This is a genomic window from Paenarthrobacter sp. TE4293 (assembly GCF_050435325.1).
GTDB classification, from domain to species: domain Bacteria; phylum Actinomycetota; class Actinomycetes; order Actinomycetales; family Micrococcaceae; genus Arthrobacter; species Arthrobacter nitroguajacolicus_C.
The window spans coordinates 123,666-147,199 of the sequence record NZ_JBNJRY010000011.1 but is presented as its reverse complement, the minus strand read 5'-3'; the positions used below and the strand labels follow the sequence as shown (position 1 = coordinate 147,199).

The 23,534-nt window shown below is 62.4% G+C and carries 23 protein-coding genes and 2 tRNA genes; 8 read left to right on the top strand and 17 right to left on the bottom strand.

Annotated features, from left to right (window positions below; all coding sequences use genetic code 11):
- The first annotated feature begins 23 nt into the window (after window positions 1–23).
- From QF015_RS19955 to QF015_RS19945, 3 genes are all read left to right on the top strand, one after another.
- Window positions 24–97: transfer RNA gene (locus tag QF015_RS19955), tRNA-Ile, on the top strand.
- 47 nt (window positions 98–144) lie between these two features.
- Window positions 145–264: a DLW-39 family protein gene (locus QF015_RS19950; RefSeq protein ID WP_310208192.1), complete on the top strand. Its 120-nt coding sequence runs from the start codon at window positions 145–147 to the stop codon at window positions 262–264.
- A 70-nt stretch (window positions 265–334) separates the two neighbouring features.
- Window positions 335–410, top strand: a tRNA-Ala gene (locus QF015_RS19945).
- Between the two features lie 110 nt (window positions 411–520).
- Here QF015_RS19945 and QF015_RS19940 read toward each other — a convergent pair.
- Complete coding sequence (locus QF015_RS19940) at window positions 521–2,515, bottom strand: beta-N-acetylhexosaminidase family protein (RefSeq protein WP_429390524.1); 1,995 nt, start codon at window positions 2,513–2,515, stop codon at window positions 521–523.
- Between the two features lie 118 nt (window positions 2,516–2,633).
- Between QF015_RS19940 and QF015_RS19935 the strand changes: the two genes are divergently transcribed.
- The gene (locus QF015_RS19935; RefSeq protein ID WP_310208197.1) at window positions 2,634–3,542 is read left to right on the top strand and encodes a DMT family transporter; all 909 of its coding nucleotides are present in this window, start codon (window positions 2,634–2,636) and stop codon (window positions 3,540–3,542) included.
- 39 nt (window positions 3,543–3,581) lie between these two features.
- Here QF015_RS19935 and QF015_RS19930 read toward each other — a convergent pair whose 3' ends face one another.
- A complete protein-coding gene (locus QF015_RS19930; RefSeq protein WP_310208198.1) occupies window positions 3,582–4,457 on the bottom strand; it encodes a glycosyltransferase in 876 nt (291 codons plus the stop codon).
- A 141-nt stretch (window positions 4,458–4,598) separates the two neighbouring features.
- Window positions 4,599–5,567: a hypothetical protein gene (locus QF015_RS19925; protein WP_429390523.1), complete on the bottom strand. Its 969-nt coding sequence runs from the start codon at window positions 5,565–5,567 to the stop codon at window positions 4,599–4,601.
- Between the two features lie 153 nt (window positions 5,568–5,720).
- On the opposite strand from QF015_RS19925, the gene QF015_RS19920 reads away from it, so the two are divergent.
- On the top strand, window positions 5,721–6,263 hold the full coding sequence (locus tag QF015_RS19920; protein WP_159700318.1) for a peptidylprolyl isomerase: 543 nt from the start codon (window positions 5,721–5,723) through the stop codon (window positions 6,261–6,263).
- A gap of 21 nt (window positions 6,264–6,284) precedes the next feature.
- Window positions 6,285–7,139 carry a rhomboid family intramembrane serine protease gene (locus QF015_RS19915; RefSeq protein ID WP_310208202.1) on the top strand — a complete coding sequence of 285 codons (855 nt, stop codon included), beginning with the start codon at window positions 6,285–6,287 and terminating at the stop codon, window positions 7,137–7,139.
- On the opposite strand, the gene QF015_RS19910 is transcribed toward QF015_RS19915, so the two are convergent.
- From QF015_RS19910 to QF015_RS19880, 7 genes are all read right to left on the bottom strand, one after another.
- Complete coding sequence (locus QF015_RS19910; protein WP_429390522.1) at window positions 7,136–7,765, bottom strand: GyrI-like domain-containing protein; 630 nt, start codon at window positions 7,763–7,765, stop codon at window positions 7,136–7,138. The two genes, QF015_RS19915 and QF015_RS19910, sit on opposite strands and share 4 nt — an antisense overlap.
- 785 nt (window positions 7,766–8,550) lie before the next feature.
- Complete coding sequence (locus QF015_RS19905; RefSeq protein ID WP_310208208.1) at window positions 8,551–9,150, bottom strand: DNA-3-methyladenine glycosylase I; 600 nt, start codon at window positions 9,148–9,150, stop codon at window positions 8,551–8,553.
- Window positions 9,151–9,269: 119 nt separating this feature from the next.
- Complete coding sequence (locus QF015_RS19900; protein WP_429390521.1) at window positions 9,270–9,986, bottom strand: alpha-ketoglutarate-dependent dioxygenase AlkB family protein; 717 nt, start codon at window positions 9,984–9,986, stop codon at window positions 9,270–9,272.
- The gene (locus QF015_RS19895) at window positions 9,983–10,612 is read right to left on the bottom strand and encodes a methylated-DNA--[protein]-cysteine S-methyltransferase (RefSeq protein ID WP_310208214.1); all 630 of its coding nucleotides are present in this window, start codon (window positions 10,610–10,612) and stop codon (window positions 9,983–9,985) included. The genes QF015_RS19900 and QF015_RS19895 overlap by 4 nt, the downstream gene beginning before the upstream one ends.
- Window positions 10,609–11,139, bottom strand: a complete 531-nt coding sequence (locus QF015_RS19890; RefSeq protein ID WP_429390520.1) for an RNA polymerase sigma factor — start codon at window positions 11,137–11,139, stop codon at window positions 10,609–10,611. Before QF015_RS19890 ends, QF015_RS19895 begins: the two co-directional genes overlap by 4 nt.
- On the bottom strand, window positions 11,139–11,648 hold the full coding sequence (locus QF015_RS19885) for a methylated-DNA--[protein]-cysteine S-methyltransferase (protein ID WP_310208218.1): 510 nt from the start codon (window positions 11,646–11,648) through the stop codon (window positions 11,139–11,141). The genes QF015_RS19890 and QF015_RS19885 overlap by 1 nt, the downstream gene beginning before the upstream one ends.
- Before the next feature lie 45 nt (window positions 11,649–11,693).
- On the bottom strand, window positions 11,694–11,948 hold the full coding sequence (locus QF015_RS19880) for a cell division protein CrgA (RefSeq protein ID WP_310208222.1): 255 nt from the start codon (window positions 11,946–11,948) through the stop codon (window positions 11,694–11,696).
- A 156-nt stretch (window positions 11,949–12,104) separates the two neighbouring features.
- On the opposite strand from QF015_RS19880, the gene QF015_RS19875 reads away from it, so the two are divergent.
- Complete coding sequence (locus QF015_RS19875) at window positions 12,105–12,932, top strand: class E sortase (RefSeq protein ID WP_429390534.1); 828 nt, start codon at window positions 12,105–12,107, stop codon at window positions 12,930–12,932.
- A gap of 170 nt (window positions 12,933–13,102) precedes the next feature.
- Window positions 13,103–13,744, top strand: coding sequence for an aminodeoxychorismate/anthranilate synthase component II (locus QF015_RS19870; RefSeq protein WP_429390519.1), 642 nt, complete (start codon window positions 13,103–13,105; stop codon window positions 13,742–13,744).
- Between the two features lie 100 nt (window positions 13,745–13,844).
- On the opposite strand, the gene pknB is transcribed toward QF015_RS19870, so the two are convergent.
- From pknB to QF015_RS19835, 7 genes are read right to left on the bottom strand one after another with little or no spacing between them, the layout of a single operon-like run.
- Window positions 13,845–15,749 carry a Stk1 family PASTA domain-containing Ser/Thr kinase gene (pknB, locus tag QF015_RS19865; protein WP_429390518.1) on the bottom strand — a complete coding sequence of 635 codons (1,905 nt, stop codon included), beginning with the start codon at window positions 15,747–15,749 and terminating at the stop codon, window positions 13,845–13,847.
- Between the two features lie 6 nt (window positions 15,750–15,755).
- On the bottom strand, window positions 15,756–17,615 hold the full coding sequence (locus QF015_RS19860; protein WP_310208233.1) for a protein kinase domain-containing protein: 1,860 nt from the start codon (window positions 17,613–17,615) through the stop codon (window positions 15,756–15,758).
- Window positions 17,612–19,069, bottom strand: coding sequence for a penicillin-binding transpeptidase domain-containing protein (locus tag QF015_RS19855; protein ID WP_310208236.1), 1,458 nt, complete (start codon window positions 19,067–19,069; stop codon window positions 17,612–17,614). The genes QF015_RS19860 and QF015_RS19855 overlap by 4 nt, the downstream gene beginning before the upstream one ends.
- A complete protein-coding gene (locus QF015_RS19850) occupies window positions 19,066–20,490 on the bottom strand; it encodes an FtsW/RodA/SpoVE family cell cycle protein (protein WP_310208239.1) in 1,425 nt (474 codons plus the stop codon). The genes QF015_RS19855 and QF015_RS19850 overlap by 4 nt, the downstream gene beginning before the upstream one ends.
- The gene (locus tag QF015_RS19845; RefSeq protein ID WP_429390517.1) at window positions 20,487–22,178 is read right to left on the bottom strand and encodes a PP2C family protein-serine/threonine phosphatase; all 1,692 of its coding nucleotides are present in this window, start codon (window positions 22,176–22,178) and stop codon (window positions 20,487–20,489) included. The genes QF015_RS19850 and QF015_RS19845 overlap by 4 nt, the downstream gene beginning before the upstream one ends.
- A gap of 3 nt (window positions 22,179–22,181) precedes the next feature.
- Window positions 22,182–22,661, bottom strand: a complete 480-nt coding sequence (locus QF015_RS19840) for an FHA domain-containing protein FhaB/FipA (protein WP_089597073.1) — start codon at window positions 22,659–22,661, stop codon at window positions 22,182–22,184.
- 5 nt (window positions 22,662–22,666) lie between these two features.
- Window positions 22,667–23,416 (bottom strand): FhaA domain-containing protein, encoded by a 750-nt coding sequence (locus QF015_RS19835; RefSeq protein WP_429390516.1) that lies wholly within the window; start codon window positions 23,414–23,416, stop codon window positions 22,667–22,669.
- Window positions 23,417–23,534: the final 118 nt, after the last annotated feature.

The window sequence follows — 23,534 nt, the reverse complement described above, 5'->3', positions numbered from 1 at the left end:
TATCTCGGCCCGATGAGGCATCGGGGCGTATAGCTCAGGCGGTTAGAGCGCTTCGCTGATAACGAAGAGGTCCCAGGTTCAAGTCCTGGTACGCCCACGGAACCGAAAGAGGTTCAGGTAAAACTGAACCGGAATGAGGTACTTGTGAAGAAGTTGCTGGTAGTTGTAGCAGCGGCAGTCGCAGGTGTCCTGGTCTATAAAAAGGCTCAGGAATCCGAAGCCCGGAAGGATGTCTGGAGCAAGTCAACCGACAAGGTCGACTAGCCGAGGAGCCCGGTGCGGACTGGTAATTACCGGCTCGGACATGGGGTATGATTGACGGGTTGCTTCTTATGGGGGCATGGCGCAATTGGTAGCGCACCTGCTTTGCAAGCAGGGGGTTCGGGGTTCGAGTCCCCGTGCCTCCACCATAAGAAAAGTCCCGGTCAGAAATGACCGGGACTTTTGCTTTTAAGTCGAAGTATGCCAATTTCTACGCGGGATCAACTAGGGCCGCGTCATGGCCAACAAAACAGCGCAGTCAGCCGGCCGGGACTTGCTGGAGGGCCCGTTCGAGGAACGCGGCCAGTTCGCCATTCCCCAAAACGGGTGTCACCACACCGAGTTCAAGGGTGGGTTGCGTCTTGGCGCCGGCGGCCTTCAGAGCGCGCTGAACGTTGACACGGGCGGCTGCTGAGGCTTGGGTGTCGCCCCGTTTGGCAGCCTCAAGCATCGTGAGGGCCTCCTCCACGCCCCGTCCGTACTCAGCGGCCGCTGAAACCCATGTGGCACCGTCCTGGGCGAAACCAGGCACCGCCATCCGGGGCAGGAGCTGGGGAAGCCGCTGAAGCAGACCAGCGCGGTCCCTCAACGCCCCGGAAGGTGACCTGCCGGCGTCGTAATCGCTCCAGAACTGGTCGATATCGCGCTGCAGCTCCGGCGCCGAAGGAGTAAGTTCGTCGTCCTGCCAATCCTGGTTCAGGTCCGCGAAGGCCCGGACAGCGGCCTGGACTTCAGGATCAGGACCCGCGAGCAGCGACAAGGCGGCATTCATGGAAGAGGTGGGGTCGTAGGCAGGGCCATTCCATGAGAGGTCCGCATAATTGAAGACGGCGGGCAAGGAGAGATACGGCTGGATCATCGGGTTGGTCACGATGCCCTCGATTGATCGGTGGAGATCCGCATCCCTGCCGATCACGGGGGCCAGGAACAGATGGTCCTGGGAGAAGTCGTTCACCGGATAGTTGTCCCAGATGACGATGCTCCGCGGATCCCCGGGGCTTCCGTAGGTCTGGCCGGCGGTCTCCGCAGACTCCCGCGTCATCCGGTGCGAGACCACATCTTCGCCCGTCCACTGCACCACAATCCCCGGATTCAGTGCTCGCCCGAGTTCGCGCTTATAGGGGCTTCCGGCTGAGCCGTTATAGAACGTGGGGACCGTTTCCAGCGGCAGGACGCCGTCCTTGGCAGCGATGAACTTCTCATTCACGTCATTGAGGAAGGATGCCTGCGCCTTGGCCAGGTTTGCCTGGCCCGATCCGAACTCGCGGAGATCCTCGGCACATTGGACCTTGGTGGCGATGTCATCCAAGGGAATCACAAAGGAACGAACCCCCAGGGAATACAGGGATTCAAGCTTGGCGACGGCGTCGTCAAGGTCGGCGTCGCGCGAATAGCAGACGTCGATTCCAGGTGAGAGGGCATAGGTGAAACGGATGTGGTTGGCAGCAGCTGTATCGATCAGCTCCCGTAGCTCGTTGAGCTCCTCATTGGAGTAAAGCTCCCGCCACTTGTCCCGCAGCAAGGGATCGTCCTTGGGCGAATAGATGTAGGTGTTCATCTTCTGGCTCCCCGCGAAGCCAATGACATCCAAGCGGGCCTGATGTGACCACGGCGTGCCGTAGAACCCCTCGATGACTCCCCGCGTTTCCATCAGCGGCCAGTCACTCACCAGGACCGGTGCCATTGAACCGTCCTTGATCAGCTGGCGAAGGGTCTGCACGGCATGGAACACGCCATCGTTGTCCCGTCCGGCGAGCACCGCCGTCGGGATCCCGTCAGGCCGGCCGGTGGCAATCGCGTATCCTTCCGCGTGTCCCAGGGCGTCACGAACTGTGGAGTCTCCGTCCACCTGAAGTTCCTTAAGAACCGGGCTGACGGCTGTGTCTGTGCCCAGATGGATGGCGGATGAGCCTTCGCGCGGGTTGGCCAGCGCCGTCACCACCTCGGCAGTGCCCCCAGCACCGGTCACAAGGTCCTGCACGGCGGCGGTTGAGGCTTGATCGGTTCCCGCAGTGGCGACGACATACACGTGGCCGGAGAAGGAAACAGAATCACCGGTTCCCGCCCGGACATGCTGCGGTACCGGGAAGATCTTGGGAAGAGCTGTCCTGTTTCCTTCGGGCTCGTCAGGCCGGTCGGAAGAAACAGCGAACCACCCGGCGACGATCAGTGCAGTCGCCAGCACCCCGGCCGCCACCAGCAGCAGGACAGAGCGCCGGCGTTTGGCGCCGGAACCGACGGGTGCCGTATTCACTCAGATAACCCCTTGGGTACGCCGTCACCGGCTCGCTGGAATGCTGAGTCCAGACAATCACACTGTTGGAGCATCAGATAGGGGTCGGAGTACTCCCCCTCCCCACTAGGGTTGATCCGTGACCCTTCTCATTGCCGCCCTGGGAGTACTGGGTGTTGCCTCTTCCGGACCGCTCATCGCAGGCACCCTCGGTGCAACCTCAGTGACGGCATTGGCCATCGCTTTTTGGCGGAATGCAATTGGTGCAGTGGTAATGGCGGCTCCCGTTGCCATCCGGGAGCCGAAGGCCTTCGGCAGGATCAGCCGGCGGGAGTTTGGCTGGTCCGTCGTGGCTGCCGTAGCACTGGCATTTCACTTTGCCTGCTTCATCACGGCTCTGCAGCTGACGTCGGTGGCTGCCGCCACTGCCTTGGTATGCCTGCAGTCGGGGTGGATCGCCGTGTTCCAGTTGTTCCGGGGTACGCGGCACCGCTGGCCGGTGCTGCTGGGCTTGGGAATCGCGTTCGGTGGAGTTGTTGCCATCACCGGGTTCGACATGGGTTCCTCCCCGGAGGCCCTGCTCGGCGACATTCTGGCACTTGCCGGCGGTGCCCTGGCGGGCCTCTATACCCTCGCCGGTGGGAAAGCCCGCCAATCCATGGGAACGGGAACCTATACAACGCTCTGTTACGGAATGTGCGCGGCAATCGTGGCGGTGCTGGCTTTGTTCAGCGCGCAGCCACTGACAGGGTTCGACGCCGGAGGCTGGCTTGGCATTATTGCCATCACCGTTTGTGCGCAGTTGGTTGGGCATACGGCCTTCAACCATCTGCTGGCGACGATGAGCCCGCTGCTCGTTTCCATGATCATCCTGTTGGAGATACCGGGTGCTGCGATACTGGCCGCCATCTTCCTGAAGGAAACGTTGCCGGCCGGAACCTACGCGGGACTGGCACTGATTCTTATCGGTTTGGCCGTGGTAGTTGCCGGGCAGCGACGTGGCCGCTCCGAGGCGGACCGACGCGAAGCTGAATTGGGCACCGACTGACGTTCCGGCGTCGGGCGCTTGTTGGTGGGCGCAGGGCGCCTAGACGCCGCCCCGGCGGACGCCTTGGGCAGCGTTGGCAGTGTGGATGGCGCGCAGCAACTTGGCCGGGAAGTACACCGAGAAGAACACCACCATGGGCGCCTTCAGCGCCATTTTCTTGACGTTGTGTGCTTTGTACGTCCGATCGAAGCGCTGGACGTAGTAGCGGTAGTCGCGCGGTGAATCCTCAAGCCTGCGGGCCGACATCCCCGAAACCATCTGGGGCAGGTACTGCACTTTGAGGTCATGCTCGAAGAGGTGCAGTGAGAGATCGATGTCCTCATGCATCTCGTCCTTGGGGTCGAGGCAGGTCTCATCGCGGATAGTCTCCCACGCGGTGCGGCGAAGGGCCATGTTGGAACCGAAAAGAAAATGGTACTGGTGTTTGGCCAGGCGCAGCATGAGCTGGCGCATCTTGTCGTCGGCCTTGAGCCCGAAGCGGCGCATGGGCATGTCGTAATAGACCACGGGGCCGGTTGCCGCGGCGACCGACTGGTCCATGAATGCCTTTTGGACCTGTTCAACCCAATCGGGCTCCAGGACTGAGTCTGCGTCGATGCGGCCCACGACGTCTCCCGTGGCGCTGTTCAATCCGTGGTTGCGTGTGGGGATCAAGCCCTGGGCAGCGTCCTGCCGCAAAAGAATGATGGGGCTTTCGGGGTATTCCTGCTGCATCTGGCGCACGATCCGCGCCGTGCGGTCCGTGGACAGGTTGTCCACCACGATGATCTCGTCGGCAGGAACGGACTGATAGATGGCCGCGATGAGGCACTGGCGAATGACGCTTTCCTCGTTATACGCCGGGATGACGATGGACACGCCCGGAGGCTCCGGAGCATCCTGGAGGGTACCCGCGAAGGGTCTATCGGCTGACATCACTCCAAATCTAACACTCGTGCGAGTGCGGCCGATGGAGGGTTTGGTTACAAGCCGGCAAACACTGAAGGGACCCCGGCAGCGGCCGGGATCCCTTCAATTGGTTGACGTGCTCCCATTCCAGGGACAGCTCGTCAGGTGTTAGTTCTGTGCACCTTTGGCGTCGGAGTCCGTGCCTTCGGAGTCCTTGTTCAAGCTGGCCGCGATGTTCTTCACGGCAGTCTTGGCGTCGGTGGCCACCTTGGCTGCGGAATCTTCAACGTTCTTGAAAGCGTCCTTGGTGGCCTGCTCGGCCTCAGCTGCAGCTTCCTTAGGCGTGATGTCCGAGGTGCCGGACTCAGCGACCGGCGCAGCAGAAGCAGCTGCGTCGGCCGGAGCCGGAGCAGACGACGATGCCGGAACCGGAGCGGGCGTCGGGGTAACCGGGGAAGGAGTCTTCCACGGGTCCTCCACCGGCTTGGAAGCCTTCCAGGCGGCAACTCCGGCAGCAGCCGCAGCGGCGATGACCGTCACGATCAACCAGCCGCGCTTCTTCGGCTTCGGTTCCTTGCCCAGCTTGGTGGAAACAGCCTTGCCGGCTTCGTCGGCAACAGCCTTAAGGTGCTTGCCCGTGGCTTGCGCCTGCTCCTGGACGCTGTGCACAACACCGGAGTCAACCAGCCTCTGCGCAACGGCATCCACCTGGGCCGGGGCGTTCTCCAAAGCGTGGTGAACCGCTACCGAAGCCTGACCCAACTGTTCGGACAGCTTGGGCAGGTATTCGTCCACTACTTTGTCCCGGGCGAGGCCAAGAGCCGGAGTGGCTTTGTTGAGCGTCTCCTGGATCCGGGGTGTTGCGTCCTCGACGACGTCGTGGATCTTCGGCGCAAGGTGCGCCAGCCCATCCTGAATCCGCGGTGTGACAACTGCAACGCCATCGGCGAGGTTGTGCGCAGCGGACTTCAGCCCCTCTTGGATCTTGGGGGAAGCGGTGTCAATGCCGTGCTGGATACGCGGAACAGCCCAGTTGACTGCGGCTTCCACACGGGGTGCCGCCCAGTCGCGGGCGTTGTCCACACCGGTCACAACCGATTGTTCGAGGTCGCGGGCAATACGGTCTGATTTCTTCACAACTACCTCCCGATACACATGCTCGTTTGTTGCTAGCCTACGTCGCTTGGAGAACACCGGCTATTCATCTGCCGGATTCGACCCGGATTTCACCGAGCGCGGAACCGGCTTTACAACTCCACCGGCGTTGACCCTGCATGAAACAATGGGGCCATGACCATCGCAACCGCAAAAGCAACGATCCACACGACCCTCGGCGACATCAAGGTTGACCTCTTCGGCAACCACGCGCCCAAGACGGTCGCCAACTTCATTGGCTTGGCCACGGGCGAAAAGTCCTGGAACCACCCCGAAACGGGCGAAGACAAGACCGGAACGCCGCTGTACGACGGCACCATCTTCCACCGGATTATCAAGGACTTCATGATCCAGGGCGGCGATCCCCTGGGTCGCGGCGTTGGCGGACCGGGCTTCCAGTTCGATGACGAAATCCACCCGGAACTGACTTTCAACGCTCCGTACAAGCTGGCCATGGCCAACGCCGGTATCCAGATGGGCAAGGGCACCAACGGGTCACAGTTCTTCATCACCACGGTGAACACCGACTGGCTCTTCGGCAAGCACAGCATCTTCGGCGAGGTCACGGATGAGGAATCCCGCAAGGTTGTGGATTCCATCGAAGCCGTCCGTACCGGCATGGGCGACCGCCCTGTTGAGGACGTTGTCATCAACAGCATCGACATCGAACAGCTCTAGTCACTCCCTGAACCTGAGCTCATGAGTTACGGAATTCCGTCGGCCGAGCCGTCCGCTGATATTCCGGTGTGCCCCAGGCACCCGGACAGGCCCTCCTATGTGCGGTGCCAGCGCTGTGGGCGCCCTGCGTGCCCCGAGTGCCAGCGGGCGGCCGCCGTCGGGTTCCAATGCGTTGACTGCATCAACGAACAAAAACGTACGACGCCGGCCTACCGGTCGCCGTACGGCGGTGCCTTGGCTGTAGGCCGGCCGTTGGTGACGTACGTGATCATTGGCTTGTGCCTGCTGATCTTCGTCCTTCAGTGGGTTGTGCCAGGGGACGCGGTCTTCCAGAACTTCGCTTTCGCGAACATCTTCGCTGACAGCCAGCCGTGGCGCATGCTCACCGCGGCCTTCCTGCACTCGCAGGGATTCCTTCTTCATATCGTTTTGAACATGTATACGCTGTGGATTTTCGGACAAGCCCTTGAGCCACTGCTCGGGCGTATCCGGTTCCTTGCGGTGTACCTGATCTCTGCCATCGGTGGATCAGTGGGCTACCTTGCCCTGACCCCGATGCTCCCGCCCGTGGCTGTTGTGGGTGCGTCCGGGGCCATCTTCGGGCTTTTCGGAGCCATGTTGGTGGTGCAACGCCACCGTGGCGGCGAAACCAAGCAGCTCTGGGTTCTGATCGCCATCAATGGCGCGATCGGCTTCTTTGTACCCAGCATTGCCTGGCAGGCCCACTTGGGAGGCCTGATAACGGGCGGACTCGCGGCCGCTGTGATCGCTTATGCCCCCAGAGGCAAGAACCAGGCCCTCCTGCAAACCGGCGGCCTCATCCTGGTGGCCGGCCTGCTGGCCGTGGTCACGTGGATCCGCGTCACGGCGGGCTAGCGAAAACCAGCTTCACCCTGCCGTACCGGCTGCCGCAGGATGGTCTTGAGCTTCTCCGGCTCGGTACGGCGCGGGTCGCTGAGATAGATTTCATGGTGCCTTCCCGTCATCACCAGTGATTGTCCCGGAATGAAGCTGTTGTGCATCTCCTCGAGGACGGGCGCCTCGTCATCGTATGAGCCTCTGTGGAGCGTCTGCACGCTCATGCCCTCATCAAAGGTTTCCAAGCGCAGTGCCTCCAAGGCAGGGGCCTCCCCCTTCTTGGCTGTCACGTCGCGTGCTGTTTCAAAGTGTTCAAGCGTGATCCAGTCCGGAACCATGGTCATCAACGTCCAGTCCCACTGTGACTTATCCCTGGCGCTGGTGAACGACTCCATGTCGTCAGCCCACCATAGGGCTTCCAAAGGCATCACGCCGTAGTCTCTGCCCAGCTCGTTCTTGCTGAAGAACTTCAGCTTGTAGGCCACCGGGTACAGCGTGGTCAGTGCGTCCCTGTAGGCCTGTGATGTGTTCGGATCGCCGTGGCCGTCGATCATCAGGAACTGCAGGCTGGGGACCGTGACTATGGAGAACCGGCCGTGTTTGGCGCTGTAGCTCGGCACTTGCTTCTTGAAGTCGATCTTCATGGCACCACGGTACGCCCACCGGAACACGGTATCGGCGCTCCGTCCTTAAACACGAAGAAGCCAGGTTATCCACAGCTGTTATCCACACTGTGCGTAACTTACACCTGTGTAGTTAGACCCTCAGCCCGTCCTACGGGCGGTCAGATCGGCAGATATCCCCCGAAAGGCATGAATTTCTCCACACCTGTGGATAACTTTGTCCCCGTTGTGCCCAAGGATGTGGACAATAAGGGCCAAATGTCGGCCCGTGTGGATAACCCTGTTAATGAAGCCTGTCAGCCACATCTATCAACAGGCTTATCAACACTGTTAATAACTTACATCTCTGTAGTTCACCCCGCACCAGACGCGCTGGGGCCTGCGATCACGCGGATTTTGGCTGCGAAACCCACAAGTTTTCCCCATCTGTGGATAACTTGTGGGTAGGTGGTTGTTATTAAGTGGGTAACCTTCTGGACCCGTTGGTCTCTACCGGGGCATTCACGGGGTCAGTGCAGCTGTGGAAAGACGGCACTCAAGGAGACGTCGAAGCGACTTCCGGCAAACCCGGCAATGCTGCCAGGCTGAACTTTCGATGAAGCTTGGAGCACTATCCACAGCACAGTACACAGTGGGTATAACTGGCTCGGGTGAATCAGACGAGCAAAATCAGCGTCAGAGCACCGATGAGAGCACTTTTTACGTGGATGTCCACAGACTTTATCCACCCCTGTGGATAAAGTTTCACACTTCTATGGACAAGGTTCGGAGACGCAGAACTTGGATTCGCGTGACGTGCCGCTTGCTCAGGCCCAAACTCCCGATGACCCGCGGCGGTGGCTGTCCACCAGATGTGTGTCGATGATTCCGATCGCTTCCATCAGGGCATACATGGTGGTGGGTCCAACGAACGCGAAGCCCTTTTTCCGGAGTGCCTTGGACAAGGCGATCGACTCGGGTGATGTGGTGGGGATGTCCGCATGTGTACGAGGTGTCGGGGTAGCCTCCGGCTGGAAGGACCAGACGAAATCCACCAGGCCACCCTCTTCGCGCAGCGCGATGGTGGCCTTGGCGTTGGTAATGGCGGCGCGGATTTTGAGGCGGTTGCGGACGATACCGGAGTCCAGCATGAGCCGTTCCACGTCGTCTTCGGTGAATGCGGCGACGCTGTCCGGATGGAAGTCCAGGAACGCCTTCCGGAACGCATCCCGTTTTCGGAGGATGGTGGCCCAGGAAAGGCCCGCTTGGAAGGCCTCAAGGCTGATGCGTTCGTACATGCCCTGCTCATCGCGTACGGGCATGCCCCACTCGTGGTCGTAGTACGCCTGCATCAGCGGGTCCGAAGCAGCCCACAAGGGACGGGCAAGGCCGTCTTCACCGATGATGGTGCCGTTGTCCGGGGTCATGCACGCTCCTCCAAGGCCCGGGCTCCGGGAGCTCCGGCCAGTTCTTTGGCTTCTGGGGATATTGTGCCCGGTGCCTCCGACATTCTCTCTGCATTGAGACCGGGCGCCAGGAATACTCCTTACGACAGGCCGGTGACCCTCATGGTGATATTGATCCGTCCGTGTGGGAGCCCGCAATCCTCCGGAGCCGTTCCCGGGAGAACCTTCGGGATGCCGTGGTAGGCGAACCGGGAGGGCCCACCGAAGACGAACAAGTCTCCGGAGCGCAGCTCAACGTCCGTGTAGGGCTTGGTTCGGGTTTTGGTATTGCCGAAGCGGAAAACACATGCCTCGCCGATACTGAGGGAAACTACAGGGGCGTTGGAGCGCTCGTCCTTGTCCTGGTGCATGCCCATGGCCGCGCCGTCATTGTAGAAGTTCACCAGCGCGGCGTCGGGCGTGTAGCCAACGGCGAGTGCGGCCAACGAGTCCTCAACTCCTGCTTCGGAGGTATACGCCGCTGCGACAGCCTTCTGCCCCAAACGGACCATCCAGTCCGGAAAGTCCAGCACCGGGCGGCCATTGACGTCGGTGGCCTCCCGTGTGTACTTGTAAGGCTGCCAGTGCCAGCCCAGACATACGGTCCGCACCGACATTTGGTGCCCACCGGGCAGAGTCGCAGCACGCAAGGGAACCGGACCGTGCGTCCATTCCCCGAAACGTGCCACGATCCACCGCTGCTGTTTGGGGGTGAGCCAGCCAGGAACGTGGACGGCGCCCGGGGCAATCAGGCGGGGACCGGCGTCGCGGGCTTCCCGCTGAACCAGCTCCAACGGAAACAGGGCGTCATCGCTCACGCCGCTGCCTCCAGGGTGAGCAGCGCGCGCTTGGCGTCCGGTCCACCGAGATAGCCGCCAAAGTTGCCGTCCGATTTCACGACGCGGTGGCACGGGATGATCACAGGCAACGGGTTGGTGGCACAAGCCGTTCCGACCGCCCGCACGGCATTGGGGCTGCCGGCGGCCAAGGCGACTTCCGCGTAGCTTTCGGTCCGGCCGTAGGCGATCCTGGGCAAGTGCTGCAGCACGCTCAGGCGGAAACCGCGGGACAAACGGAAATCCAGAGTGAGGTCGAACTCCGTCCGCGTGCCCTCAAAGTACTCATCGAGTTGCTGCGCGGCATCATCCAAACGCGCCGGTGCCTGAAGGATGCGGGCACTGACGGTGTCCGACAGGTGCTGCAGGACATCGTCATGGCCTTCCACCTCGAAGGCGACCCGGACTATTCCCCGGTCAGTGGCAGCCAACAGGAGTTTTCCCACAGGTGAGTCCACCACCCGGTAGGCCACGTCCAGGGTGTGTGTCAGTTGTGCATCGCGGGCCAGGCGGGCACGAAGGCTTGCAAGTGCGGGTTCCAGCCCGGCATCAAGGGGCTCCAGAAGGGACGTCATCTCATAGTGGTCCGGGCTTGATTCAAGGGTCATCGGATTTCTCCCTTCGACAGTGAGTGTGCCAGCGCCGGAACATCAACCAGCGCGCTGCGGAGAGCCTTGACGCCGTCCGCTCCGGCGCGTCGCGCAGCCTCCGGAGTGCCTCCCAGGAGGTCGGCTATGTCCTTGTACGGAAGGCCGGCGAGGTAGTGGTACGCCACGGCTTGCCGTTGTTTGGGTGGAAGGTGCGCCACCGCCTCCAGCAGTTCCGCATGACCTTCACCGGGTATGCCGAGGTGCGATGGTTGTTCGGGCGGAGAATCCATGGGAAGGGCCCGGCGGTTGCCGGCACGCAGATGGTCGATACATTTTCGGTGCGCTATGGTGACGAGCCAAGCCTGCACGTTGGACTCTTGCGGGAGCTCTGGATAGGCCTGCAGGGCCGCGAGGAAGGTGTCGGACCAAGCATCATCGGCATCATGAACGCCCAGGATTGCACGGCACACACGCAGGATGGTGGCGCCCTGTTCCTGCACCACTGATTCGAACGGTTTCCTGCTGACCACCTGCCGACGACCCATCAGAAAAGCTTTCCCTCTTTAACGGCCGCCGGTTCCTCCAGCTCCAGAAGGAAACGTTTGTTCGGCAGCCCACCCGCGTACCCGGTCAGCTGACCCTTGCGTCCCACCACACGGTGGCACGGAATGATGATGCTGATGGGGTTGCGGCCAACAGCCGAACCGACGGCCTGGGCGAGGTTCGCATCGCCCAGCTCAGCCGCCAACGCACCATAGGTGACTGTCTCGCCAAAGGGGATCTCCCGGAGCCGCGTCCAGACCTTCTCCTGGAAGGCGTTCCCGTGTGTCTGACAGGGAATGTCGAAAACGGTGCGGCGGCCCTCAAGATACTCGTCCAGCTCGGTCCTTGCCCGCGCAAACACAGGATCGTCGAGACCCACGGGGACTCCGAAGTACTCGGGCGGAGGCATGTGCCAGTGGCCCTCGTAGAAGATGCCCGTCAGGAACTCCCCCTGGCCAGTCAGCGTCAGCTGCCCCAGCGGGGAATCCATGGTGGTGTGCCGGATGTTCATATCCTGTAGACGTCCACGGCCAAGGAGATGTGAGGTGCGGGTTTCCTAGGAGCGCCAGCGGGTGGTCATGAGGAAGCCGACAATCGCGATGCCGAACCCTGCCACGATGTTCCAGGATGCCCAGTCACGGACGGGAAACTGACCCTCGGTAATGTAAAAAGTGATGATCCAGATCAGGCCGAGAATCATCAGTCCGAACATCACGGCCTTGTACCAGACCGGGTTGGGCTTGTACTGCTGCGCTGCGGAAGTCTGCTGGTCCTGGCGGGCAGGCCGCTTGCGGGGCTTGGACTCGGGCACGGATCCTCCTTGGCTGTAGGTTAATACCCGTTTCGGCCGGCCTTGATATCCTGCAGGAAGGAAAATTCCAGCGGTTAACGGCCACGCGGCGTTCCGGGTTGGTTCTAGCTGTCAAGTCTAGCCGCAACTCGGGGTCCGCCCGCCGCGCCCGCGCCGATTCGAGGAGACGCTGTGGCGCATCAGCAGACGACGGCGGCTTCTGCCGTGCCGTCCGGGCGCCACGGTCCGGATCGGGCTCCCCGCAGGCGTCTGCGGGCATCGGATGTCATTCGCAAGATCAGCCGGATCCTCGGTGAACTCCTCATCACTGCCGGCGTTGTCCTGCTGCTGTTTGTGGGCTGGCAATTGTGGTGGACCAACGTTGAGTCGGACGCCAAGCAGACCGAGGCCGTGCAGAACTTCGCCCAACAACTCACCGGCCCGGTAACTCCGGCTGATCCGTCGAAGGCGGCGGACTACGGTGAGCCGGTGGTGGGAACAGCTCCGTCCAACGGTGAAACGATCGGGATCATGTATATCCCCCGCTTTGGCGCCGACTATACGCGTCCCATCATCGAAGGAACCGGCGCGGACGTCCTGGACACTCTGGGCCTGGGTCATTATGGAAGTACCAGCATGCCCGGCGCTCCCGGCAACTTCGCCGTGGCCGGCCACCGGCAAACCCACGGAGCCGTCCTGGACAGCATCCACACGCTGGTTCCCGGGGACAAGATCTATGTTCAGACGGCGGACGGCTATTACAACTACGTCTTCCGCAACAACCAGATCGTGCTTCCCAACCGCACTGATGTGTTGCTCCCCGTGCCCACCCAGCCGGGCGTCGCACCGGAGGAGAGCATCCTGACCATGACCAGCTGCAACCCGCGTTTCGGTTCGCAGGAACGAATCATCGCCTACTCCGTGATGGAGGGGTGGCAACCGGCCTCAGCAGGGCCGCCGTCGGACATCGCCGCCCAAGTAGCCAAGACACAAGGAAAGGGGTAGCGGATGTATGCGTGGATTTTCCGTCATCTACCGGGACCTGTATGGGTGCGGATCCTGACGTGTTTGGTACTGGTGGCAGCAGCCCTGATACTGATGGTCCAGTTCCTCTTCCCTTGGTTCTCCCAATTCACCACATTGACTGACTCAACGATTGGTTTAGTGCAGCAGCCATGAGCACAACAAAAATTCTTGTAGTAGATAACTACGACAGCTTCGTCTACACCCTGGTGGGATACCTGCAGGAGCTGGGTGCGGAGACAACCGTGGTCCGCAACGACGATGTAACTCTCGCCGAGGCCACTGAACTCGCCGCCACCCGCGACGGCGTCCTCGTCTCGCCGGGCCCCGGAACCCCCGCCGAGGCCGGCGTGTGCATCGAGCTCATCAAGTGGTGCGGCGACAACGCCAAGCCCATGTTCGGCGTTTGCCTGGGACACCAGGCCCTGGCCGAGGCGTACGGCGGAGTGGTAACCCACGCGCCGGAACTCATGCACGGCAAGACATCCCCCGTCCAGCATGAGGGCAAGAGCGTCTTCGCGGGCCTCCCCTCGCCCGTGACGGCAACGCGCTACCACTCACTCGCCGCGGTTCGCGACTCCATCCCGGAGGTCCTGGAGATCACTGCGGAGACCACCAACGGCGTGGTGATGGGTCTCCAGCACAAGACAGCACCCCTCTGTGGTGTCCAGTTCCACCCGGAATCCGTTCTCACCGAGGGCGGCTACCAGATGCTCGGTAACTGGTTGGAGTCAGTCGGGATGGCGGGAGCGGCCGAACGCGCCGCCAAACTGAGCCCGCTGATCAAGCAGTAAGCAGTCCCAAAGTCAGCTGACGCGGGCCGGCAACCGGAAGCGTGCGTCAAAGCGACGAAGGAGCAGCACGCGGAGGGTGGCGGACGCGGCAGCCGGCCGGCTACTTCTTGGTGTTCGTCGGCTTCGGCGTGGGTTTGTCCGTCTCCGTGGGCGTTGGAGTGGGAGTGGGCGTCGGGGTGACGGGGGCCTTGGCCACCGTGATGGTGACGGACTTACCCTGATCCACTTCGGTGTTGAACGTCTCGCTCTGGGCCGTCACGGTGCCTGGCGCTACCTCGGAGTTCTCCTGCTCCACCACCACCATCAGCAAGCCATTGGTCTTGAGCGAGGCTTCGGCCTCGGCAACGGGCAGGCCGATCAGCTGGGGCATGAGCACCTTGCCAGTGGACACCTGCAGTTCCACTTTCGATGACGCTGCAATGGCCCCACCCGGTGCCGGGGCGGTATTGATGACCACTCCGACCGGAACAGTAGCGCTGTGCGTACGGACGGTAGTGACGTCACCGGTGATGCCCAGCCTGCGCAGGGCGTCCCGCGCATCCGGCTCCGTACGGCCTACGATGTCCGCCGGAATGGTCACTGAGCTTGGTCCGCTGGAAATCTTGAGGATCACCTCGGCGTCCTGGTCCAGCATGGAGCCGGCTGTTGGTGCCGTCCCGATGGTCATGTCCTTGGCCACCGAATCGCTGGGCTCGCGCACGGTTTTAGGCACCAGTTTGGCTGAGTACAGCTCCTGGATGGCTTGGGATTCGGACATGTTGGCCACCACGGGCACGGCGATTTTGGCCGGAACCGGCGGCGGAGTGTTCATGAGGTTGTAAAGCCAGAACCCACCACCGGCCAGCACGATCAACGTGAAGATCACCAGAGTTGCAGCCCACGCACGACGGCGGCTCTTTTGGCCCGCTGTCCGCTCGGTTTCCGGTGGGAGGCCCAAAGGAAGGACCTCCTCCGGCTGTTGTTCAGCGGGTTCGTCCTTGTATTGATCGACGGCGAGGAAACCAACAGCGGTGGAACTCAGGAGCTGCGTGGCCGGGTCCTCTTGCTCCACCAAGTCGTTCGGATCCGTGGGCGCTTCGCTGGCCGGTATGGCCGGGACGGGAATGCCGTTGCTCGCAGCACGCAAGGCGCGACGGAACGAAGCAGCGTCCTGGAAACGGTCTGTCCGGCTCTTCTGCAACGCCTTCGCCAGAACCGAGTCCAAAGCCTCGGAAACGTCCGGATTGTGGGTGCTGGGCATGTCCGGCATTTCCCGCACATGCTGGTACGCAACCGACACCGGGCTGTCGCCGACAAACGGCGGCCGGCTGGTCAGCAGTTCATAGAGGAGGCAACCGGCCGAGTAGAGGTCGCTGCGTGCGTCCACGGTTTCGCCGCGGGCCTGCTCCGGGGAAAGGTACTGTGCCGTGCCAACGACGGCCTGCGTTTGGGTCATGGTGGCCGCAGAATCCGCCATGGCACGCGCGATGCCGAAGTCCATGACTTTGACGTCCCCCGTGTCTGCGCAGACCATGACGTTGGCAGGCTTGATGTCCCGGTGGACGATTCCCGCACGGTGGCTGTATTCCAGGGCGGCCAGGACACCGAGGGTGTAGCCGATGGAATTCTCGACGCCCAGTTCGTTCGCCTTGATCATGTCCCGCAGGGTGCGCCCTGCGACGTATTCCATGACGATGTACGGAACACGGACGTCCTCGCCGGGACCTCCGGGGACGGAATATTCGCCGGTATCGAAAATGGCCACGATGGAGGGATGGTTCAGCGCCGCGACGGCCTGGGCCTCGCGTTTGAACCGGGCTTGGAACTGGGGATCACGGGCAAGGTCTGCGCGCAGGACCTTGACCGCAATGGTCCGTCCCAGCAAAGTATCCGTTCCGCGGTATACGTCCGCCATGCCGCCACGACCGATCAAATCACCGAGTTCGTAGCGGGCATTGAGGATGCGCTGTGAAGACACAGGTGTGCTCTCCTCTCGATGCGCAGGGCCTTGGCGTGGCGTGGACATGGTGAATTACCGGCTGCTGGGATTGCCGGAGCTGCTGGGGTTGGCGCTGGCCGATCCCGGGCTGGTGGGGACAACTGCCTTGGACAGGAAGTAGGTCACGGTGGAGCCTTCCTGGACTTCGGCACCGGCGGCCGGCGACGACCGCACAAACGTCCCCGGTGCCTGGCCTACGGCCCCATTGACAGGATCGCCCGGGATCCACTTCAGCCCTGCGCCTTCGAGGGTGGACCTGACGGCGCTCTCGCTGGCCCCGGGGGCGATGCTGGGAACAGCAACCGTCTTGGGAGCTTCGGGGCCCTTGGAGTACTGCACCGTGATGACTTCACCGGGCTGAACCGCCCCCGTCGGGTCCAGGCCCGTCACGATGCCAACAGCAGCTTCATCGTCAAATACCTGTTCGCCCCTGACCTGAAGGCCAAGTGCAGCGAGTTGGGCGCTGACGGTGTCGAACGGTTTGCCGAGGTACTCAGCGGGGATCAGATTGATCGTCTGCGGTGTGGACTGCGTAGGGGACGGCGCCTCGGACGTGGGAGGAGGTGTCGTCGCCGTCGGCGTGGCCGACGTGGACGTCGGGCTCGCTGTCTTGCTGGCACTGGCCGAGGTTGACTGGCTCGGGCTGGGGCTCGGCGAGAAGAAGCCGGACTGCGAGATCAGGAAACCAACCAGGGCGAACAGCACCAGCAGGATCAAGGCAACCAACGGCCACGTCCACGGGCTGCGCTTCTTGCGTTCCGGCTCGCCGTCGTCGAAGTTCTCGTCGTCGATGTAGGCAACTTCTTCTTCGTCGTTCAGCTGGCGCTCTGCTTCCAGGGCGTTGGCGCGCGACAAGGGATTGTCGGACGCGGCCGCGGCGGCTCCCACAGCAGCCCCGGCTGCACCGGCACCCAGCACCGGAAGTGCGGAGGTCGCCGTCGACGACTGCTCCTTTCCGTAGGGTGAGGTGACGACGCCGGTGGGCGCGGTTGCGGTGTCGACGGGCGCCGTGATGGGTCCGGTAGTGGATTCGAAGAGCAGCATGCCGGGTACGGCGGCGTGGGCCGTGGCGATGTCTCCGTTGCGGATGGCATCTGCGGCTTCGGCAAGCTTGATGGCGTTGGCGGGACGGTTCTTCGGGTCCTTGGCCAGCATGGACATCAGCAGGGCGCGCACTGGCGTTGGCAGGGTCTCCGGAAGGGGCGGAGGCGCGTCGTTGACCTGTGCCAAGGCGATCGCAATCTGCGATTCGCCGGAGAAGGGACGGTGGCCCGTGAGGCACTCGTAGCCGATAACCCCGAGCGAGTAGATGTCCGAGGAACCCGTGGCGGTCTGTCCGGTTGCCTGCTCAGGAGCCAGGTACTGGGCAGTGCCCATCACCTGACCGGTCTGGGTCAGGGGAACCTGGTCCGCCAGGCGGGCGATGCCGAAGTCGGTGACCTTGACGCGATTGTCCGGTGTGATCAGCAGGTTGCCCGGCTTGATGTCGCGGTGAACCAGGCCCTGCGCGTGTGCCACGGCCAGGGCGCGGGCGGTCTGCGCAATGATGGAGAGCGTCATGTCCGGCGACAACACCTGCTCGCGTTCAAGGATCCCGCTCAGGGGGTGTCCCGGGACGAGCTCCATGACCAAGTAGGCCGAGCCGGCTTCCTCGCCGTAATCGAAGACGTTGGCGATGCCCACGTGGTTGAGCAGGGCGGTGTGCCGCGCCTCGGCACGGAACCTTTGGAGGAAGCCGGGGTCACCCGTATATTCCTCCTTGAGCACCTTGATGGCAACGATCCGGCCGAGGATCTGGTCCTTGGCCTTCCAGACCTCGCCCATGCCGCCAATCGCAATGCGACTGGTCAGCTGGAACCTGCCGCCGAGTGTGATTCCCGAAGTAGGCCTCACTTATTCAACACCGCCTCAAAAATCTTCTTTGCGTTCGGACTGGTTAGCTGGGCACCGCTGAGCACGTCCACACCTTCCATGACGATGGTGACGGCCACTTGCGGGTCGTTTGCCGGGGCGAACCCGGTAAACCATGAGTTGTTCAAACCTGAATCGCCGAGTTCCGCAGTACCGGTCTTGCCGGCTACCTTGACTCCGGAAACCGCTGCTCCCTTGGCAATGCCGTTGTCCACAGCGCTGGTCATCCACTCGGTGATCTGTGCCGCGATGGGCTGAGTAGTGCTGGTGCGGAGGGCCTCGGACTTGAACTCGCTGATGACACGGAGATCGGGGGCGCGCACAGTCTTGACCAGGTTGGGCTTCATCTGCACGCCGCCATTGGCAATCGCCGCGGTCATCATGTTGATCTGCAGCGGAGTGGCCTTGACGTCGCGCTGGCCCACCGATGACTGGGCGAGCTGGGCTTGGTCGAGGTCCTTCGGGAAAATGCTGGGGGCCTGCTGGAGCTTGAGCTGATCTCCGAACGTGTCGCCGAAGCCGAACTTCTCCGCCTGGTCGCGGATGGCGTCCTGGCCGAGGTCCAGCGCAATGCTGGCGAACGGTGTATTGCAGGACTGTTCCAGGGCGAAGGCGAACGACGCCGTTTCGCGGACGTTGCAGTTACCCCCGGCATAGTTGGGGAGGCTGGCGCTGGACCCGGGCAACGGCAGGCTGCTGGGGTTGGGCAGTTCGCTGTCCTTGTTGTACTTCCCCGACTTCAGCGCAGCTGCGGTATCGATGAGCTTGAACACCGAACCAGGTGAGAGCAGGTTGCCCGTGGGACCGCTGACGTTCTGGTTCAGGTTGATGCCGGGAATCTGGTTCAGCTCGTTGTAGTTGGCCTGTGCGGCGGCAGTGTCGTGGGTCGCGATCAGGTTGGGGTCGTAGGACGGCTTGGAGACCATCGCCAGAACGGCACCCGTCCGTGGATTCGTGACCACGATGGACCCACGCTGCCCATCCGGGATGAGGTCGAAGGCCAGCTTCTGGATTTCGGGATCCAGGGTCAGCTCAACTGAGGCTCCCTTGGGCTCGTTGCCGAGGAACATCTGGCTGATGCGGTCCAGGAAGAGCTGGTCGGAGTTGCCCGCGAGGGTATCGCCCATTGATTGTTCCAGGCCGGTGGAGCCGAAACCCTTGGAGAAGTATCCGGTGATGCCGGCGTACAGCTCAGGTTGGTTGTATTGACGCTGGAACGCGCAGGACTCGGTGCCGGCGACGGACTCGGCAACCGGCTTGCCGCCAACAATGATGGCCCCGCGATCGTTGCAGAACGAAGCGAGGATGGCGCGCTGGTTCCAAGGATTGGCGTTGAGGTCGTCAGCGCCAATGACCTGGACGTAGCTGATGGCGCCGAAGATCAACGCAAACATGGCGACGGCGGCCATCCAGGAGCTGCGAATAGCCTGGTTCATTGTTGCTTCACCGCCTCTGTTGGTGCGCTGGGTGTTTGTCCCGTGGTCGGTTTACGTGTGGTGGTGGTGCTCGCCGGGGGCTTGTTGACCATGGGTGTGGTGTCCACGGGTCCGCGGGCCGTGTTGGAGATCATCAGCAGGAGGCCAACGATGATCCAGTTGGCGAGCAGCGAAGAACCGCCGGCGGCCAGGAACGGGGTGGTCAGGCCTGTGAGCGGGATGAGCCGGGTGACGCCACCGATGACGACGAAGCACTGCAGGGCAATGGCAAAGGACAAACCGCATGCCAGCAGCTTGCCGAAGGCGTCGCGGGTGCCCAGGGCAGCGCGGAAGCCACGGGTGAAGAGCAGCAGGTAGAGCATGACGACGGCGAACAGGCCGATCAAGCCCAGTTCTTCACCGATGAGGGCCACGATCATGTCGCTGTTGGCGAACGGAACCAGGTCGGGCCGGCCTTGGCCGAGGCCCGTTCCTACAAGGCCTCCATCGGCCATGCCAAACAAGCCCTGCACGATCTGCCCACTGCCGCCGGGAGACCTGCCGAAGACCTCCGGGGTGAAGGCGTTGATCCAGCTGTCAATGCGGAATGCCACGTGGGAGAAGATCTGCGATGCAATGAATCCGCCGCCAAGGATCAGCAGCAGGCCAATGACCACCCAGGAGATACGGCTGGTGGCCACGTAAATCATCACGATGAACAGGCCGAAGAAGAGGATGGAGGATCCGAGGTCGCGCTGGAAAACCAAGACGCCAATGCTGACCAGCCAGGCGGTGATCATGGGTCCGAGGTCCTTGAACCGCGGGAACTGCATGGGACCGATCTTCCGGCCCGCCAGGAGGATGAGGTCCCGGTTGGAGGAGAGATACCCGGCGAAGAATATGGCCAGGGTGATCTTGGCGATTTCACCGGGCTGGAAGGTCATGGGACCCACTCGGATCCAGACGCGCGCGCCCAGGATTTCACCTGCGGAAATACCCGGAATCAAGGGAAGCAGGAGAAGGAATGCACTCGCGGCCAGCGAGATGTACGTGAAGCGGCGCAGGACCCGGTGATCTTTCAGGAACCAAATCACGGCGATGGATACCGCCATGGCGATCAGCGTCCACCGAAGCTGGTTGTTGCCGGTATCGTCGGCCGGGCCGTCCATCCGGTGGATGAGCGCCAGGCCAAGACCATTCAGAGCCACGACAATGGGAAGTATTACTGGATCGGCATACTTCGCGCGGAGCCTGAGGACCATATGGAAGGCAAAGGCAGCAACCGCGAGCAGGCTCGACTGGAACCAGAAGTCCCTGTCCAGGCCCACTTCCGAGTTAATGCTGACCAGTGCACTCGCACCGATACCGACAGCAAGGGCCAGCACGATAAGAACGAGTTCAACGTTCCTGCGCGGTTTGGGAGCAGTTTCAGTCTGTATCACTTGGCCGCCTCACAGGGAGTCGGGGTGGGCGAAGGCGTGGCGACGGCCGCGGTACTGGGTACCGGCACGCTGCTGGTCGGCGACGGCGACGGCGAGGCTGTCGCTGGAGTCGTGGGGCAGTTGGCGGAGGCGCTGCCCGTGTTCTTCAAGTTCTCCACAATGGTCTGCGCGTCGTCGAGGTCACCCGCCGGAACGGTTTGGCGTACGCTCTGTTGGCCGTATTCCGGCAATGAATCCACCCTGATATCGGTTACGGCTTCGAGCCGGGAAAGCTGAATGGGGCCCAGCCGCTGCGAAATTCCGTTGAAGATGGCAACGCGCTGATCGAATTCGCCCACGTAATAGCGGGTCTGGGTCCACGCGTAGCCGAGCCACAGGCCAACTACGACGCCGACGATGACAACGGCTGCAACGGCCGGCATCAGCCAACGGACGCGGCGCCTTGCCGGTTCCTCAGCATCCACCCGATCCTGTTCGGCCTTGTGGGTGAGGACGGTCGCTGCCCTGCGGGCAACGGTCCGACCCGCGACTGTGGGTATGGATCCAGTCTCTGCGGCGGTGGCTGCGGCACCAACCAGTTCATGGGGACGGCTGGCCAGTTCTTCGCGGAGAACCTCTGCGGACAGGTGCTCACCGAGGTGCGGGTCGGTAGTGGCGGGAGGTTCGGCGGACTCATCCGTGGACGCGGACGCCTCAACGGAGTCCTCGTCTTCCTTGTCCGGGTCACCCGCACTGAATGAGGATCCGGCATCGGCATCCCGCGCGGCCTTGTTCTTGGCTTCGGACTGCGTGTCCTCAGCAGCCTTGGTCGCGGAAGGTCCCTCGGAGGACTTGGACGCCGTCACGGTTTCAGGCTCGTCCACCGCGGCAAGCGCCGCAGCCGGAACGACGTCGACGGCGGCCGTGTTGACGTCGTCGTCCGTCTCTTCCACGATCTCCAGCATCACCACGGTGACGTTGTCCGGTGCGCCTGCTTCCAAGGTGAGATCCACCAGGATTTCAGCGCACTCACGCAGGTCCTTGGTCTCGCGGACCATGCGCTCCACGACGTGGCCTGCAACGTAGTTGAGTCCATCTGAGCAGAGCAGCCAGCGTTCGCCGGGCTCCACGTCAAGGACGTCCAGGTCGAGTTCGGGACTGGCATCGACGTCACCCAGGACGCGCATCAGGACGTTCTTGTGGGGATGGGTTTCGGCTTCCTCGGGGCGGAGACGGCCCTCATCGATGAGGCGCTGCACGAACGTGTGGTCGATGCTGATTTGCTCGAACTTCTTGTTGCGCAGCCGGTAGGCGCGGGAGTCCCCGATGTGAGCGAAATGGAGCTTGCGGTCTTCAAGGAGAAGCGCAGTCACGGTGGTGCCCATGCCGGAAAGCTTGGGATTCTGGTGGACAAGCTCGGAAAGCAGGGAATTGGCGGTCTGGATCTCGTCTGCGAGGACCGTTTCGGCACCGTCCGCGTAGTCGGCGTGGTCCAGATGGATCATGTCCAGGACCGTTGATGCTGAAGCGACGTCACCGCCGGCGTGACCGCCCATGCCGTCGGCAACCACCGCTAAATGACGGCCCACGTAGGCTGAGTCGTCATTCTTGGAGCGGATCCGTCCGACGTCGGAGCGGGCCGCGTAGCGCATGATGAGTGGGCGCTCCGCAGGCGTTTCCTTGCCTTCGGGGGTCTCGGGGGAGGCCATGGACTACGGCCTCAATTCAATGACCGTCTTGCCGATTCTCACGGGGACGCCAAGCTCCACCGGCAAAGCCCGGGTGAGTTGTTGATCGGCCAAGTAGGTGCCGTTGGTGGAACCGAGGTCCTCAATGAACCAGCGGCTGCCCTGCGGGAACAGACGCGCGTGCCGGCCCGAAGCGTAATCGTCTTCCAGGACCAGGGTGGCTTCCTGCGCGCGGCCCAGCAGGATGGGGCTGGCTGCCAGTGGAACAGTAGTGCCCTTGAGCGGGCCCTCGGTGACCACGAGTGTGCGGGCATGCTGGATTGCCGGCGGCGGGGAGGCTGCCAGTTCAGGATGCTTGCGGACTTCGCGTGCCGTGGGAACTCCAGTGACGGCCTTGCGGCCAATCTGGAAGTCGCGGCGCATGGTGGACACGATGCTGAAGATCAAGACCCACAGCAGCAGCAGGAACCCGAAGCGAAGCGCTGTGATGGTCAGTTCGCTGATGTCGTTCACGCGTTGCCACCCGGGGTTTGGGGGAGGAGGCGGAAAATGATCTTGGTACGTCCCATCGTGATGGTTGAGCCGTCGGTAAGTTCCACGCTGCCGTTCACCTTGTGCCCATTGACGTAGCTGCCGTTGGTGGACCCAAGGTCAACGGCCCAGGTGCTGCCGTTCTGGGTGCGGACCTCAAGGTGCTTCCGGGAGACGCCGGTGTCATCCACCAGGATGTCGGCCTCCGAGGAGCGGCCCAGCACCACTGACTGGGCGTTGAGCGAATACCGTTGTCCGCCAATGTCCAGAACGGGCTGGAGGCGGGTCGGTTGGCGCACCGGTGCAGCCGGGACGTGGGCCCGGGGGACTTGCGGGGCAGGAGAGGCGTCATCGGACGATTTCTCGGTCCGGGAATTGATCTCAAAGTGCCCGGCGCGTTCTTCGTCGTTGCGACGGAATGAGATCCGGACCGCGCCCTGAAGGGTGTAGCCCTGGCTGCGGACGTGCTGGATGACGACGTCGCACAGCTCTTCTGCCAACGGTGTGCCCCATTCCTGGGCCCTGGCGAAATCCTCGTCGCTGAGCATGACGTCAAAAACATTGGGGGCGAGGGTGCGGCCGGCGGCGATGGTGATGGACTTGTTGTCCAACTCGCGCCTCAACTTGCTCGCAATCTCCACCGGCTCAACACGTGCCCGCGACCCTGTGGAGAAGACGTTGCGAACGGCTTTTTCAATGCCGCGCTCGACTTTGTCCAGCAAACCCATGTCCTTCTCCTTTCCTTGCCGCGGCACCCGCTGTGCCTGGTCTGATAGTTCACCGTCTGTTCCGTCTGCGCACACAGCGAAGTACGCGCCTGACGGCCCTTCCACTTCCCGATACTAC